Annotated in this window: 12 protein-coding genes and 1 pseudogene; 8 read left to right on the forward strand and 5 right to left on the reverse strand. The window is 62.8% G+C overall.

The window, feature by feature from the left end:
* Window positions 1–622: 622 nt before the first annotated feature.
* Entirely contained in the window at window positions 623–2,044 is a 1,422-nt protein-coding gene (locus RBH77_RS11280; RefSeq protein ID WP_311032265.1) for an FAD-binding oxidoreductase, read from the reverse strand.
* A 183-nt stretch (window positions 2,045–2,227) separates the two neighbouring features.
* Here RBH77_RS11280 and RBH77_RS11285 point away from each other — a divergent pair, with 183 nt between their 5' ends.
* Complete coding sequence (locus RBH77_RS11285) at window positions 2,228–2,923, forward strand: winged helix-turn-helix transcriptional regulator (RefSeq protein ID WP_371832860.1); 696 nt, start codon at window positions 2,228–2,230, stop codon at window positions 2,921–2,923.
* Window positions 2,924–2,959: 36 nt separating this feature from the next.
* Here the strand turns inward: RBH77_RS11285 and RBH77_RS11290 are convergent, their stop codons facing one another.
* Together RBH77_RS11290 and lgt are read right to left on the reverse strand one after the other, a co-directional pair.
* On the reverse strand, window positions 2,960–4,024 hold the full coding sequence (locus RBH77_RS11290) for a class I SAM-dependent methyltransferase (RefSeq protein WP_311032266.1): 1,065 nt from the start codon (window positions 4,022–4,024) through the stop codon (window positions 2,960–2,962).
* Window positions 4,008–4,868, reverse strand: a complete 861-nt coding sequence (gene lgt, locus RBH77_RS11295; RefSeq protein WP_311032509.1) for a prolipoprotein diacylglyceryl transferase — start codon at window positions 4,866–4,868, stop codon at window positions 4,008–4,010. Before lgt ends, RBH77_RS11290 begins: the two co-directional genes overlap by 17 nt.
* A gap of 157 nt (window positions 4,869–5,025) precedes the next feature.
* On the opposite strand from lgt, the gene RBH77_RS11300 reads away from it, so the two are divergent.
* The 3 genes from RBH77_RS11300 to RBH77_RS11310 all read left to right on the forward strand — a co-directional run bounded on the left by RBH77_RS11300 (window position 5,026) and on the right by RBH77_RS11310 (window position 6,542).
* Entirely contained in the window at window positions 5,026–5,340 is a 315-nt protein-coding gene (locus RBH77_RS11300; protein ID WP_311032267.1) for an accessory factor UbiK family protein, read from the forward strand.
* Between the two features lie 333 nt (window positions 5,341–5,673).
* Window positions 5,674–6,174, forward strand: coding sequence for a type III secretion system chaperone family protein (locus tag RBH77_RS11305; protein ID WP_311032268.1), 501 nt, complete (start codon window positions 5,674–5,676; stop codon window positions 6,172–6,174).
* Window positions 6,175–6,182: 8 nt separating this feature from the next.
* Entirely contained in the window at window positions 6,183–6,542 is a 360-nt protein-coding gene (locus tag RBH77_RS11310; RefSeq protein WP_311032269.1) for a tRNA-binding protein, read from the forward strand.
* 3 nt (window positions 6,543–6,545) lie between these two features.
* Here the strand turns inward: RBH77_RS11310 and RBH77_RS11315 are convergent, their stop codons facing one another.
* Window positions 6,546–7,028: an Lrp/AsnC family transcriptional regulator gene (locus tag RBH77_RS11315; RefSeq protein WP_311032270.1), complete on the reverse strand. Its 483-nt coding sequence runs from the start codon at window positions 7,026–7,028 to the stop codon at window positions 6,546–6,548.
* Window positions 7,029–7,117: 89 nt separating this feature from the next.
* Here RBH77_RS11315 and RBH77_RS11320 point away from each other — a divergent pair, with 89 nt between their 5' ends.
* The gene (locus RBH77_RS11320; RefSeq protein WP_311032271.1) at window positions 7,118–8,029 is read left to right on the forward strand and encodes an EamA family transporter; all 912 of its coding nucleotides are present in this window, start codon (window positions 7,118–7,120) and stop codon (window positions 8,027–8,029) included.
* Window positions 8,019–8,282, forward strand: a pseudogene (locus tag RBH77_RS24070) (GFA family protein); the annotation flags it as partial. The gene RBH77_RS11320 and the pseudogene RBH77_RS24070, both read left to right, overlap by 11 nt.
* A gap of 159 nt (window positions 8,283–8,441) precedes the next feature.
* On the opposite strand, the gene RBH77_RS11325 reads toward RBH77_RS24070, so the two are convergent.
* The gene (locus RBH77_RS11325; RefSeq protein ID WP_311032510.1) at window positions 8,442–9,785 is read right to left on the reverse strand and encodes an ATP-binding protein; all 1,344 of its coding nucleotides are present in this window, start codon (window positions 9,783–9,785) and stop codon (window positions 8,442–8,444) included.
* A gap of 288 nt (window positions 9,786–10,073) precedes the next feature.
* Here RBH77_RS11325 and RBH77_RS11330 point away from each other — a divergent pair, with 288 nt between their 5' ends.
* Together RBH77_RS11330 and RBH77_RS11335 are read left to right on the forward strand one after the other, a co-directional pair.
* Complete coding sequence (locus tag RBH77_RS11330; protein ID WP_311032272.1) at window positions 10,074–10,754, forward strand: methyltransferase family protein; 681 nt, start codon at window positions 10,074–10,076, stop codon at window positions 10,752–10,754.
* Window positions 10,755–11,202: 448 nt separating this feature from the next.
* Window positions 11,203–13,995: a lysozyme inhibitor LprI family protein gene (locus tag RBH77_RS11335; protein ID WP_311032273.1), complete on the forward strand. Its 2,793-nt coding sequence runs from the start codon at window positions 11,203–11,205 to the stop codon at window positions 13,993–13,995.
* Window positions 13,996–14,004: the final 9 nt, after the last annotated feature.

The following is a 14,004-nucleotide window of genomic DNA, read 5'->3' on the forward strand; positions in this document are numbered from 1 at the left end:
TCCCCCCTTGAGGGGGAGATGTCCGGCAGGACAGAGGGGGGTGCGCAGGGGCGCAGGATTATCCGTATCTGCGATCGCACATGCTTTCTCGCTGCCACGCCTCGTTTCCGATCTGGCCATTGATCCTTCGGGAAAGACGGGCGGCCGCAGGCTCGCTCATCTAGCAAATTATATGCGACCTTGCGGCCGTCCGTCCGGCGATTTCTGTTCCCGCCTGTTCCGCTGCTCCCGAAGCGCTCTTCTGTCTCGGGTCTGTGTGCCTCTTTCCGACACGCAGGGGTCATAGTGCCCCCAGGGGAACCTCCCGGCAGGACCTCCCCGGCCATGATGCCACGTCAGCATCAAGGCGGAGGCGCCGATCCTTCCCCACGCAATCACCGTCATGATCGGTGTTCCCGATGGGAGGGACTGCGAGCGATTATGGAGGAAGCGCGGTAGGCGTGGAGAGAGACGGGAAAAGAAAATATGGAAAAGCAGCGATATGAACGGGTTGGGAGCCAAACGGGCGCAGGTTTATCCACGTCCTGTTCGGCCCGATACCCCTTGTATCTGCACGAGACGTATGAGGGTATCGAAGCGGTGCGGTCGTGGGCGTTAGCCCCCGACCGCAATCGGCAACCAATCAGCCTGCCGGGTTGATATTGTGATTGATGTGAAAGCGGTTCTTCGGGTCCCAGCGCCGTTTCACCTCGACCAGCCGTCGGTAGTTGTCGCCGTAGACCTCGCCGATTTTTCCAGTGTCGTCCGCCGGCATGAAGTTCACATAGGCGCTGCCGGTGGCGAAGGGTTCGGTGGCCTTATAGAGGCTGCGCGCCCAGGCAAGATATTTCCCGTCATCGGCGGCCTCGCGCCAGCGCGTATGCACATTCATGATGAAATGGGCGTCGCGATAGGGATAGGCGGTGCTGTGCTTTGCCACATGCGCCATGGCACCGCCGACATGCGCCATGAAGACCTCGCATTCCGGCCCCGGCAGGTTCGATACCGCGCCGGTGATCGCGTCGATCGCGCCGTCTGGAAGTGTCGCGAAATCATGCGTCTTCCAGTAGTTGCGAGCGCCCGGTGTGAGCAGCGGATCGAAGGCAGACTGCCAGCCGATGAAAGGATGCGGGCCGAGCACATCCACGATCGGATGGCCGAGCGCGCGGAGCGATTTGGTCGCTTTTTCGCCGTCGGCGTTGGAGCCTGCATAAAAGGCGGCGAAGATGAACACTTCGCGGCCATGCCACTCGGCTGGAACGAAGGGGAGCGGCGGCGCCTTGCGCATGACCGTCCAGATCGTTAGTTCGTTCGGAGCTTCGTCGGCGATCTTGCGATATTGCTTCAACAGTGTCGCAGCGTCTTCGAAGGGATGCACGATCAGCCCCGAGAACACTTCCGGGCCGAGCTTGTGCAGCTTGAATTCGAATGAGGTGACGATGCCGAAATTGCCGCCGCCGCCGCGAAGCGCCCAGAACAGATCCGGATTTTCCGTTTCGCTGGCATGGACCATTTCGCCTTCCGCCGTAACGACATCGGCCCCGACAAGATTGTCGACGGTCATGCCGAAGGGGCGCGTCAGCCAACCGAAGCCGCCGCCGAGGGTGAGGCCGGCGATACCGGTCGTCGAGTTGATGCCGGTCGGCACGGCGAGGCCGAAGGCCTGGGTTTCCCTGTCGACGTCGCCCAGCGTGCAGCCGGGGTCGACCCACGCCCGCCTGGCGGCCGGATCGACCCGTACTGCTTTCATCGGCGTCAGGTCGATCAAAAGCCCGCCCTCGCAAACGGCGTTTCCGGCGATGTTGTGGCCGCCGCCGCGCACGGCGATATCGAGATCGTGCGCATTTGCGAAGCGCACGGCGCCGATCACATCGGCTGCTTCGGCACACCGGATGACCACGCCCGGCGAACGATCGATCATGGCGTTCCAGATCGTGCGCGCCTCATCGTAGCCAGGCTCTCCCTTGACGCAGACCTGACCTTTCAGCGAAGACCGGATGGTCTCGATGCCGCCGGCCGGGACAGGGGATGGCCGGGCGCGAATAGTTTCTGCTAGGTTTGCCATAGTTCCTCCTCTTTCCCCACGCTTCATGGGATTGCCGTGGCGCTACCCGTCGAAAGGCACGTTGCGCGGCATCCGCTTTTCGCCGCATATCAGAATGCAGTCGGGTAGCACCGGCAACTGCACGATCTGTACCGGCCGGCACGTCCGGATCGGCGCCGATCCTGTCGCGAGGGAGGATTTGCCATGAACATGGCGGAGAGCTACGGGCAGTTCTGCCCGGTTGCGATGGCTGCCGAAATATTCTGCACGCGCTGGACGCCGCTCATCCTGCGCGAACTTGTAGCGGGGAGCACGAGGTTCAACGATCTGAGGCGCGGCGTTCCGCGCATTTCTCCAACGCTTCTTTCCAAGCGATTGAAACAATTGGAGGAAGCAGGCGTGATAGAGCGCGTGAGATCGGCGGAAGAGGCATCCGAATATCGGCTCACGCCGGCCGGGAACGATCTGAAAACGGTCGTTCTCGATCTCGGCTTCTGGGGGCAGCGCTGGATCGAGGCGCAAAGCTCGTTGAAGAATCTCGACCCCTCGCTCCTGATGTGGGACATGCGCCGCAATCTCGATCCGACCCCCATGCCGCAGCCGCGCGCGGTGATACAGATTGTGTATCCGGAACTTAAACGGGGTACGCGAAGCTGGTGGCTGGTGATCGAAAACGGGGAAACGGATCTTTGCAAGGTGGATCCCGGCTTCGAGGTGGATCTCTATATATCGACCGATCTCAGGACCATGACGGCGGTCTGGATGGGACTCACCACCATCAGAAGCGAGGTCGATGCCGGGCGCATGCATCTTACCGGCAACGAAAAGCTGAAGAACGCCATCCATCAATGGCTGGGCCTCAGCCCGTTCGCCGTGGAAAAGAAGCTCGTCAACGCCTGACTTCGGGCCTGACCTCGGGGCCTGACCCGGGCCGAACTACGGTGTCGTGACTTCGAGCACCTTGAAGAGTTCGCCCATGCCGCCAGTGGCGCCCAGGCCGGCGAGGCGCTCGACCTCGGCTCTGAGCTTGTCCCGGAGGGTCTCGCCGCCATTGGCGCCGAGCGCGCCAGCCCGTTCGAGCAGACCCATGCGAAGCAGGAAATCGCCCTGCGTGGTCACGGAAGCCGTCAAGCCGTGCGAGTGGGCGACCGACGTCAGCGCGGCGAAGTCGACATGGGCGGTCAGGTCAGCCTCGCCGGGATGGGCTAGCACCTCATCATATTCGTGCCGGCGGACGGCCTGCAGCGTGTCCCCGATACCTGGCACGGCATAGCCATAGTCGATGAAAAGTGCCGCGCCGCCATGATCGGCGAGCCGTTGCGCGATCGTTTCCATGAGCGCCGTCCGCGCCGGGGCGAGTTCGACGATTGCGCCTTCGAGAGCGTCGGCCGCGTCCGGCGGCAGCAAGGCCATGTCCGGCGCGCCGGGGCCGGCCATGAAGGCAAGCCTTTTGTCCTTGTCGAGGCCGACGACGCGTTCGCGCCAGCCGGAAGCGGCCTTCACATATTGGCGGATCGGCAGGGCGTCGAAGAGTTCGTTGCCGATGAGGAGGAGCGGGGCGGGGGGAAGCGTCTCGATGCTCGTATGCCAGGTGATCCGTGCATTCGTACCGCCGAGCGTCTGCTTCTGGATTTCGATCAGGCGCGGGCTTGTCTCGATGAGAGCGAAATGGGCGCTGCGGGTAAGCGCGGGATCGAGCCTGCCGAGCGTGCGCAGGATATCCTTCGTCAGCGTGCCGCGACCGGGACCGATTTCCGCGATCGTGACGGAGGAAGGGGCACCGACGGTTTGCCATGCTTGATATATCCACACGCCGGTCAGTTCACCGAACATCTGGCTAATTTCGGGCGCGGTGGTGAAGTCGCCTTGGGCGCCGAAGGGTTCGCGCGTCGCGTAATAGCCGTATGCCGGATCGAAGAGGCACAACATCATGTAGTCGGCGACGCCGATCGGCCCCGACGCCTCGACCAGGCTCGCGATGCGCTCAGCGAGCGGCGTCACCGGGCACGCTTCGCGCGGCGGGATCGGGGCGCGGCTCGCGCGCCTGCAGCATCGCCCACAGGCCGATCAGCACCATAGGCGTGGACAGGATCATGCCCATGGTCAGCCAGCCACCGAAGAGATAGCCGAGCTGCGGGTCCGGCTCGCGGAAGAACTCCACGAAGATGCGCGCCAACCCGTAGCCGCAGATGAAGGCGCCGCCGACGAAGCCGGGCGCTTTCAGCTTGAGGAGGCGGTGAGTGAGGAGGCGCAACACGACGAACAGGACAAGACCCTCGAGCGCGGCCTCGTAAAGCTGGCTCGGATGGCGTGGCTCCGGCCCGCCATTCGGGAAGACGATCGCCCACGGCACGTCGGTCGGCCGACCCCATAGCTCAGAATTGATGAAATTGCAGAGCCTGACAATACCGAGACCGAAGGGCGCAGTGGCGGCGATCGTGTCGATCAGCGACCAGGGATTGATGCGCCGCCGCAGCGAAAAAAGCACCATCGCCACCGTGGTGCCGAGGAGACCGCCATGGAACGACATGCCGCCCTCCCACAGCGCGATCATGTCGAGCGGATGCTGCATATAGCGGTCGAAATCGTAGAAGAGGATGTAGCCGATGCGCCCGCCGAGCACGACGCCGACGGCTGCCCAGACGAGGAAATCGTCGAGGTCGTCCGGCTTCATGGGCGAGCGATTGTTGGCCCAAAGCCGCTCGGTCGAAACGAGCCGGCGCGAATACCACCAGGCGAAGAGGATGCCGACCACATAGCCGAGGCCGTACCAGTGGATGGCAAGCGGCCCGATACGCACGATGACCGGATCGATGTCGGGGAAGGGCAGAAGCGCGGGCAGCATCATCAGGTGGATCAAGTCGCGGACTCCCGCCGGTCGGTCAATTCGCGCGGAACATGCGTGAGCCGCATGGCGAGGTCAAGGCAGCGTAACGGTGCGGCGGTCTTGCATTCGCCCTCTTGCCCCACTAACTCCTTTCCAATCCTGAAGGGAGGCCAGCATGAGCGACGGACCGAACCGCATTCTCGATGAATTCGCCCGGCTGATGACCGACGCGGCAGGTGCCGCCCAGGGGGTGAGGCGCGAGGTCGAAACGGCTTTCCGGGCACAGGCCGAACGCCTGCTCAACTCGATGGACATCGTCCAGCGCGAAGAATTCGAAGCCATGCGGGACATGGCCGCGAAAGCGCGCGCGGAGAATGCCACGCTTGCCGAACGCGTCGACGCGCTGGAGGCTAGGCTCGCGATTCTCGAGGCCGAAAAGGCGACGAAATCCGCCAAGAAGCCGCCCGAATCCCCGCATCTGAAAAAATAATCTTTCTCCGTTCCGGCTCTCGCCACCTTGGGGAAAAGCGCTTTGCGCTGAATCCCTTAGAACGGCGCGTGCGTAGTTTGATTCAATATCTATCCACACCCCTATCGCGCATCGCACAAAAAGGGGCTGGCGCGGCGACTCTCCATCAATACACTGAATTTACAGCGTGATTCGTTTCGGGGGCCTCACGCCGGAATTCGGGGTTTGGTGCTTCCTGTCAGTCTGAGCCGTGCGTGACGTATGCGGCCTCGTTATCTGCTTGCGTGTTCGGTCAGTCCGGTGCGGCGCCATCAAGGGGCTCCGCCTCACCTCAAATCGACGGGAATTTTTTGAATGGAATTGGTGGAACTGGACATTGCGCGCGATCTGCATCCGGTCGATGTGATCGAGCAGGTGGCGCACAATAATGACTGGTCTTTCGAGCGGACCGGCGACGACGAGATCGCCATATCGGTTACCGGTACATGGACCGACTATCACGTCTCCTTTTCCTGGATGGAAGATTTCGAGGCGCTGCATCTAGCCTGCGCGTTCGACATCAAGGTGCCCGAGACGCGTACGCTCGAAGTCATGCGGCTCCTGTCGCTCATCAACGAGCAGATGCTGTTCGGCCATTTCGACCTGTGGGAGCAGGAAGGCGCGATCATGTTCCGCCAGTCGCTCCTGCTTTCGGGCGGCGCGGAGCCGACGAGCCAGCAGGTCGAGGTGCTCTTGAACAGCGCGCTTGAAGCCTGTGAATGCTATTTCCAGGCCTTTCAGTTCGTCGTCTGGTCCGGCATGAATGCGCGCGACGCGCTGGCAAGCGTTCTCTTCGAGACCTTCGGCTCAGCCTGAAGCGGGGAATGGCCGTGCAGCAGGAACGCAAGCCGGAGATCGGCTTCGTGGATTTCGACAAGGTCGACATCCGGGTCGGTACGATCGTCGAGGCGACACCCTATCCGGAGGCACGCAAGCCGGCGATCAAGCTCCGCATCGATTTCGGCCCTCAGATCGGCGAAAAGAAGTCGTCGGCGCAGGTGACGAAATACTATACGCCCGAAACACTGGTCGGCCGGCAGGTGGCGGCGGTTGTCAATTTCCCGCCCCGCCAGATCGGCAAGTTCATGTCCGAAGTGCTCACTCTCGGTTTTCCGGACGGCGATGGCGATGTCGTCCTCGTCGCCGTCGAGCGGCCGGTGCCAAACGGTGGCCGGCTTTTCTGACGGTCAGGAAACCGGCTGACTGCCAAACCCCGCCGGCAGGCGCTTCGCGACCGGTGAAGACTGCACGATCGACGTGTTGGTCATGGCGTAGGGGATGACGGCGTCGATCACCTCTTCAAGGTGGCTCATCGACTTCACATGGACGCGGGCGATGAAGCAATCCTCGCCGGTGACGCGATCGCATTCCACGATCTCGGGCAAGCCTTGCAGTATTCCGGCCACGCGCTTCATTTCGCCGGGGACCGGGCGGACACGCAGCCATGCGGCTATAGGCAGGCCGAGTGCGGCGGGATTGACCCGGACCGTATAGCCTTCGATCACACCGGCCTCTTCCAGACGGCGCAGCCGCTCCGACACGCTCGGCGGGGAAAGGCGGACGCGGCGGGCGAGCTCGGCGACACTGATGCGGGCGTCTTCCACCAGAGCAGCAAGAAGTTTTGCATCTATCCTGTCGAGATCTTTATCTTCGAATCGAAGCCATTTCATCGATCTGGCCTATAAAATAGCGTTATAAACCGACCATAAGCCGATCCATATCTATATGAAAGGCGCATCATGCCTTTCATGATCCGGATATGGGATCCCGGAAGGCGATTTCGCTATCGAGTTTCGACAGGATCGGGCAGGCCGTGCCCGCGCCGGCATGGTTCGGCGTGAGCGCAATCTTCCACTATCTCGGCCCTTCCTTCGCCGTCCTCCTGTTTCCTGCGGTGGGGGTGCTGGGAGTGGCGTGGTTCCGGATCGCCGCCGCGGCGTTTCTCTTTGCGCCCGTCACGCGACCATGGGCGACGCTGCGGGATGCCGGTCGGACAGCACGGTTAAGGCTAGTGACACTCGGCTTCTGCCTGGCGGCGATGAATACGGCTTTCTATCTGGCGCTCGACCGGCTGCCGATGAGCCTCGTCGCGGCGATGGAATTCGCGGGGACGGTCCTGATCGCGCTTTGGGGCATGCGCACCGGCCGCAACCTGGCAGCGCTCGGGCTGACGATCGCAGGGGTGGTCCTGCTTATCGACGTCAAATGGGAAAGCGATCCGGTCGGCCTCTTCTTCGCCTTCCTGAATGCCGCGCTCTTCGTCTGCTATATCGTCCTCGGGCATCGCATTGCGGAGGAGGGGGCAGCGGGAGGTGTGGTACGCCTCGGTGCGGCGATGGCGATCGCCTTCCTCTTCATCCTGCCGGTCGGGCTCGTCCAGGCGGCGCGCGCCTTCGCGGCGCCGGGCCTGCTGCTTGCCGGCATCGGCGTCGGCATCTGCTCCTCCGTCATTCCCTATATCTCGGACCAGCTTGCCATGTCGCGGCTGCCGAGAGCGAGTTTCGCCCTGATGCTCGCACTCCTGCCGGCGAGCGCGACGGTGATCGGCGCCGTCGTGCTCGGCCAGATTCCAGGTGTGCGCGACATTCTGGGCGTCCTGCTCGTGATGGCCGGCGTGGCCATCCATCAACCTGTGGCCGAACCGAGGGAAGGAATTGCCGATGCGGCATGAAGGCGGATGTCATTGCGGCGCGATCCGAATCGTCTACGAAAGCAAAATACCGGCGGAAGAAGCGATGCTCCGCGCGTGCCAATGCGATTTCTGCCGCCGACATGGAGCGCTCGCGGTTTCGGACCCCGATGGGCGGGCAGTCATCGACATAAAGGACGATAGCACGGTGCGGCGCTATCGCTTCGGCCTGCGAACGGCGGACTATCTCGTATGCGGCCGCTGCGGCGTGTATGTCGCAGCGGTGATGGAGGCGGAGGGCGGCGCGCATGCGGTGGTTATGGTCCGTGCGCTGGACGACGCGAAGCGCTTTTCGAAGCCGGCGCGGTCGGTGGATTTCGACGATGAGGCGCCGGACGAACGGATGGCGCGGCGTCGGAGGACGTGGACACCCGCTTCGTACGGCTCGAAGATTTCAGGCCGGGACGCGCACGATTGCACGCAGGCCGCCGAGGGGGCTGTCGTCCAGCGTGATGTCGCCGCCATGGCTGCGGGCGATGTCGCGGGCGATGGAGAGGCCGAGCCCGGTGCCGCCGGAGTCCTGGTTGCGGGCCGTGTCGAGGCGCACGAACGGCTTGAACACCTCCTCGCGTTGCGCCACCGGGATGCCCGGACCGTCGTCGTCGATGATCACGGTCAGGAAGCCGCGCGTATGGGTGGCGGCGACCTTGATGTTCTTCGCATGACGGAAGGCGTTGCTGACGAGATTGGAAAGAAGCCGGGCGAAGGCGTTGGGGCGCACAAGCACTTCCGGTTCGCCGGTGAGCCTCGTCGTCAGCTTGCGTTTGCGCAGGCGCGCTTCGGTGGCAAGCTTTTCGAGATAGGCGGTGAGGTCGAAGCTGCCCGTATCCTCCGCCGCCTCGCCGCGCGCGAAGGACATATAGGCTTCGAGCATCGACTGCATGTCGTCGATGTCCTTGTTCAGCGCGTCGAGATCGGACGATTTGGATCCCGCGACCGCCAGTTGCAGCCGGAAGCGCGTGAGGATGGTGCGTAGATCGTGGCTGATGCCGGCCAGCATCTGCGTTCGCTGCTCGATCTGGCGCTCGATGCGCTCGCGCATCTGGATGAAGGCGATCCCGGCGCGACGGACCTCCTCGGCGCCGCGCGGCTTGAAATTGGGCGGCGTCGGCCGTCCCTTGCCGAAGCTTTCCGCCGCGTCGGTCAGGTCGAGGACCGGTCTGATCTGGTTGCGCAGGAAGGGAATGGCGATCAGCATCAGCACGACCGACGTGCCGACCATCCAGAGCAGGAAGATGTGCGTCTGCGACTGGTAGGCCTGGCTGCGCTTGGCGAAGACGCGCAGCACCTTGCCGTCGAGCTGCACGCGGATTTCAAGGATATTGGAATTGCCGACGGTGTCGATCCAGAACGGCTTGCCGATCTGCTTGGTGATCTCGGAGCCCAGCGTCTCGTCCAGGTAGGAGAAGAACGGCTTGGGGCCGGGCGGGGGCAGGGGATCCGGCGGCAGGATGTCGATCTTCAGCCCGAGCCGGTCCTGGGCGATGCGCACGACGTTGGAATAGTCCGCGTCGTGAGGGTAGGTCTCGATCATGTCGATGATCGCGGCGATGTCGCGGGTGACGGCGACGGACAGGCGGTTCGTCACGGTCTGCCACTGACGCTCCATGAAGACGAAGGTGATCACGGATTGAAGAAGGATCATCGGCGCGATCACGATGATGAGCGAGCGCGCGTAGAGTCGTTTCGGCATATAGAAGGAGACGGTGCGCCAGAATTTCCGCCATACGAGCGACATGCGCGAAAGGCGGGCGCGCCCTCGGGCGCCCTCGCCCTCTTTCGGGGTTGCGCGCGAAGGTATGGCCGGCGCTTCCGTTTCCTGCTTCGCTCTCTTCCTGTCGGCTTCAGTGGTCGCCATATCCGTTCCGGCATGAATGGGGCGCTGATCGGCCCCATGGGCGCCCGCAGTCTATTCCAGGGGGCCGTGTTCCAGAAATCCTATTTGGCCGGAATGTTATCTGGGTTGACGGGCGTTTCTCGTCAAACCGGTGAAGAGCCGATATCACGGGAAAGAAAGGACCCGATCATGGCGCATTCTCTCGGCCGGCGCTCGTTCGAAGCCATTGCCCAGTTCCTGATTTTCCTTGCGGCGTTGATCTTTCTGCCGGCCTGGTCCCTGAGATACTGGCAGGGATGGCTTTTCTTCGCCGTGTTTTCTGCATCCATCATCCTGATGACAGTCTATTTTCTCAAGGCTGATCCGGGGCTTGTCGGGCGCAGGCTCAAGGCGGGACCCGTCGACGAAAAGCTGAAGAGTCAAAAACGAATCCAGACATTCGCCAGTATCCTGATCGTCCTGCTCATCCTTGTGCCGGCGCTCGACCATCGCTTCGGCTGGTCGTCGGTTCCGGCCATCGTATCGATCGCAGGCGATGTGCTGGTCGTAGCCGGGTTCGCCGTGACTTTCTTCGTCTTCAGGGCGAACAGCTATACATCGGGCACCGTGGAGGTGGCGAAGGACCAGACGATCGTCACCACGGGACCTTACGGAATTGTGCGACATCCGATGTATTCGGGCGCGCTTCTCATGTTCCTCGGCATGCCGCTTGCGCTCGGCTCCTGGTATGGCCTCCTGCTGGTGATCCCCATGGCGGCGGTCCTCGTCTGGCGCCTGCAGGATGAGGAACGCTATCTCGAACGGGAATTGCCCGGCTACCCCGAATACCGGCAAAAAGTGCGCCACCGACTGGTGCCTGGCGTCTATTGATGCGCCTGACCGGCTCCGGCCGGATGCCCGGCAGTGGCGGACGGCACCGGCACTTTGGAAGGAGGTTATCTACCGCATTCGGAGTGCTGGCTGGTCGCTGGTGTGGGCTGTAGTTTTGCCCGATTTATTCGACCTCTGGTTGGGGGCGGCAATGTCGAAAAATTTTGTAGCCGGCAGATGGCAGGCGTGTGCAATCGCCGCGCTGTTGGTTTTGGCGGCCATTTCGGAGGGGCGGGCGAACGATCTGCTGGGGGAATTGCTTCGCCAGGCGGGACAGCAATTGCTGCAAGCCGTGCCGCCGCCTGCGGCGCCGCGCACGCCGGCGACAAGCAAGCCCCGGCCCGCTGAAGGGCGGAGTGCTCAACCCGCCAATGCGGATGAAGGCCCGAGTTTTTCCTGTGCACGGAAATTGCCTCCTACGGAAAGGGCGATCTGCGCTTCTCCAGAGTTGGCGCGTCTCGATCGCAAGCTGGCCGAAGCCTATACTTCCGCGTGGACAACCGCGGACGGCCTGGGGCGCGCCGCCCTTAAGCGCGACCAGCGCGCATGGCTCGCCCGGCGGGCGGCCTGCGGTGCGAATCCCGGCTGTATCGCAAGCATACTGACGCAGCGCACGGCTGAACTCTTTGACCAGTCCGGCGCGATGCCGGCTTCGGAACCGCCGCAGGCTCCGGGCATGGCGGATAGCGAAAATACGCGGGAGCAGCCATTCGACGGTCCGGCGAGCGCCCAAAGCGGCAGGGGGGCGGTCCGGGATGCTCCGGCGGCCGACTACCGCACGCTCCTCGCGATGATGATGGATTTTCGTCCCGACGACTATCGCAGCGACGATTTCGCCATCTATTGGTACGGCTGGAACCTGCATAGCGAGGATGCCGAATGCGAGGCGGCGAAGAAGTCCTGGCGGGATCCCGCGACGCGGCCGCAGTTCGTCCAGGACGTCAGGCAGCGACTGGACGCCGTGCTGGCGAAGGCGACACGAGGGCCGAGCACGCGAACTTTGAAATTGTCCATTGTCGCGAACGGCGCTGAGAGTGGCTATGACAGCGCGTCCGGGAAAATAAAGCTCCTTCCGTCACTCATGCGGCGCGCAAGCCAGGATCAGAAGCTCGCCTGGAGCCCGGAGAATGCAGTCCTGCAATTCTTCCCCGTCTCGGTCGATCATTGCAGCGTCGGCAGCACCATGCTCAGCGTTAAAATGATTGGTGGCGTGGCCGTATCGCTGGGAAAGCTGAAGGCGCTTTATGTGCCGCTCGCCGTGCCGGACTTTAACGCCCGGCTGCGCGTGACACAGGGAGGCAGCGACCACAATAGCGGGTTCACCTTCAGGATCGATCTCGTTGCGAAGGTCGGCATTTCGGAGACGGGTCTCGACGGCCGCGTCGTCTCCGGCCGTGCGGTGGATTTGGTGAACGGGTCGATCATGGCCGACTACGACGGCGCCTCGGTGACGGATCATGACGTCGGCGAGCCGACCTCGCCATCATCGAGCGCTATTTCCGAAGCCATGATGCCGGCGACGACCCTCGTCAGGCTTGCTGCGGTCCGCTTCGCTCCGAAGCTGATCGACGAGGAATTTATCGAGGACATGACGCTTCGGCAGATCAGAGACGACCAGGAAGCCTATCGCAAGGCCCGGCGGTCCGGATTCTCTGAATCTGGGGCGATGAAGCATAAGTTTGTCTTCAGCGCGGCGGAAGTCGCGGACCGCAGCGCTGAATTCATCATGCCCTCGCTTGTCCCAAAGATGCGCGACACCATCGCCAAGGTGGCGGCGAAGGCCCCGACGCGGTTTTGGGGAGAGCAGTCATTGGGCGCCCCGCACTATGATCATGCGCGGCAAATGGTGACGTTCGACTGCTGCTATGCGCGCGACAGCAGCATTCCGGGCGACTTCGACATGATGATGCCCTCCGGCCTGGTGGGCATGGGCGTTAACATGACCTCGCCGAAGAACGCGGCCTCGGCCGATTCTTCATTCAAGGATCGCGCCCTGTATAGTTTTCCGATGGAGAGCGATCCGCCGGAATTCGGGCCGGGGACGCCCGTTCCCGAACCGCTGCGCCAGTTGTCGGAATTTGTCCGCGCCGCGCGTTTGATGCTCCCTTCCCAATTTCCAGGCCTGTTGCTCGGCCTCGACCGGGTGCTCGAGATCAAGGAGATTCCGCTCGATCCGGTCAGGATGGAAACGGCCATGAAGCAGCTGGAGCAACGCGGCAGTAATTACGGCAGCTTTCACTCGACGATCAAATTCACGCTGGAAAGGATCGTTGACAGCCCCGACAAACGCTATCTGGTCGCCTTGGCGCATCTGGATTCTGTCGCCTTGGCGGGCCCGGACGGTGCGGTGCTTGCCGAACTGCCGCTCGACAGCTTTCCGCTGGCGGCGGATCGCTGGAACCAGATCGCAGGCGCGGGCGCGAAGGCTACCGAAGACGCCGCGAAGGTGAAGGCGGAGCAGGCCAAAGCCGAAGCCGATCGGGTCGCCAAAGCCGGCGCAGACGCGGCATCCGCTGTCGAGAAGCGACGGGCAACGGTCGAAGCGGCCGCGGAAATGGCCTTGAAAGGTCCTTACGGTCCCGATGTGGCCGGTGTCCGGCTCGGCATGACGTTCCAGGACGCCGACGCAATCATCCGCAAGAACATGGCCGTCAATTGGGTCCTGACCAATCCGGTAACTCCGATCGGCAGCCAACCCGATGCGGATCTTACGTCGTTGCGCGGCTATTTCAACGGGGACCGCAGCGAATCGTTGACGCTTCTCGATATGCCACCCGTGGCGGCAGGTCGCGTCCTCGGCGTTACGCGGACCTTCACCGTTGCGCACGGCACCAGCGACGCGGATATCGAAGCGGCGCTGATCAAGAAATACGGCAATCCCGATCGCAAGGACGTCAATCCGTCGCCTATCTGGCGGTGGGGACATGACGACGGCCCCTGCGGCGTGCCGGCCATGGGCCTCCCGCGCGACGTATCCATAGTCGAGGGACCGCAGTCGACATTCGGTTTCTCGACGCACGCCACCGATTCCATGGGGGTTTATCGTTTCAGTTTTCCGACCGGAGGCCAAACGCCCGAGCTTGCGGTCTGGGCAGACTGCGGACCGTCAATCGCGGTCTATAGAAATGGCGATCGCATTGAGGTTTCGCTTGCCGACAACCGGCTTTACGCGGCATTCCTCATGCAGGAGCTACGCAAGAACGTCGAACAAGCGCGGGCGTCGCACCCGATCAAGTTTTAGGGCAATCCG

This window comes from Mesorhizobium koreense (genome assembly GCF_031656215.1).
Lineage (GTDB): Bacteria > Pseudomonadota > Alphaproteobacteria > Rhizobiales > Rhizobiaceae > Mesorhizobium_L > Mesorhizobium_L koreense.